General features: G+C 64.4%; 1 protein-coding gene. It reads right to left on the bottom strand.

Annotated elements, in window-relative coordinates; all coding sequences use genetic code 11:
* Positions 1-196 precede the first annotated feature (196 nt).
* Positions 197-715, bottom strand: a complete 519-nt coding sequence (locus BMY97_RS45710) for a DUF3558 domain-containing protein (protein ID WP_177231882.1) — start codon at positions 713-715, stop codon at positions 197-199.
* Between the last annotated feature and the right edge of the window lie 389 nt (positions 716-1,104).

The following is a 1,104-nucleotide window of genomic DNA, read 5'->3' as shown; positions in this document are numbered from 1 at the left end:
CCGGCACCGATGTTCGTGACCACGGACCAGGCCAGCTGATCAGTGACCCCGACCCACAACGTGCAACTACCCGATGCGCGCCCGTCCTGCGTGTCAGCGAAAACACCCGGATACCTAGGCCTGCTTCGCCTTCTGATCGTGGATATCGCTGATGCCGCCCTTGTGTCGAAACGGCAAAACGACTCAACGCGGACACTCAGGCACCACCCCTCAGATGCGCGACCACGCCGTCCCCGACCTTCTTCGCGATCGGGCACGGGTCCGTCTTGTTCGGCCCACTGCTGATACTGGCATAGACACCCGGATACCCGCTGATGCTGACCGGCTCGAAGTACGCGGACTGCGCCTTCTGGGCATAGATATCGCTGATACCGCCCTTGTTCTGCGGCACCGCCGACAGACTGATCGAGTTCAACTCATTGCTCGACGACTTCCACCGGCACAACTTCGGCGAATCCGCCGTCGCCTGCCCATTGGTCAGCAACCCGATATCCGTCAGCTGGCTGTCACCCAGCGCTGAGCACGGGTTGTCGATCAGCCCATCCGCGGACAAGGGCGCCGACACCTTCAGCAACGAGTCACCGGCCTCCGACGAGGGCGCAGCAGAAGGACTCGTCTCGGCAGCGCCATTCGAGCTGCCGCCGCACCCGGCGAGCAGCACTGAAGCCGCCACCGGCACGAGCGCAACAGCGACACGGGACAACTTCCTGAACACCCAGACTCCTTGACCCTTGGCAGGCGATTCGGCAGCGTCAGCGGCTCCCTGTTCCGCCAGATCACCGAGCAGTACCGCGTCGGTCCGGCCCAGGCGTCGGGCGCTCCTCACCCTCCATCCTCCAGACGGAGGATCCCACCGCATCAATCCCAGGCCCAGCCCAAGATCGCTATGCCGAGCAGAGCCGGCATCCCTTACCTGATCCCCGGTCGTCGTCCGTGTCCGCCGATACGCGGGCGACGACCGGGCCTCCACCTCGGCACTCAGGCAGTGCCTTTCAGATGCGCGATCATCGCCTCGCCGACCTCTTGCGCCTTCGGGCACGGATTCGTCTTCATCGACCCGGCACCGATGTTCGTGACCACGGACCAGGCCAGCTGATCAGTGAC

Source organism: Amycolatopsis saalfeldensis (assembly GCF_900110575.1).
GTDB classification, from domain to species: domain Bacteria; phylum Actinomycetota; class Actinomycetes; order Mycobacteriales; family Pseudonocardiaceae; genus Amycolatopsis; species Amycolatopsis saalfeldensis.
Note: the sequence above shows the minus strand (reverse complement) of the source record. Positions and strands in the feature narration are given on the sequence as shown.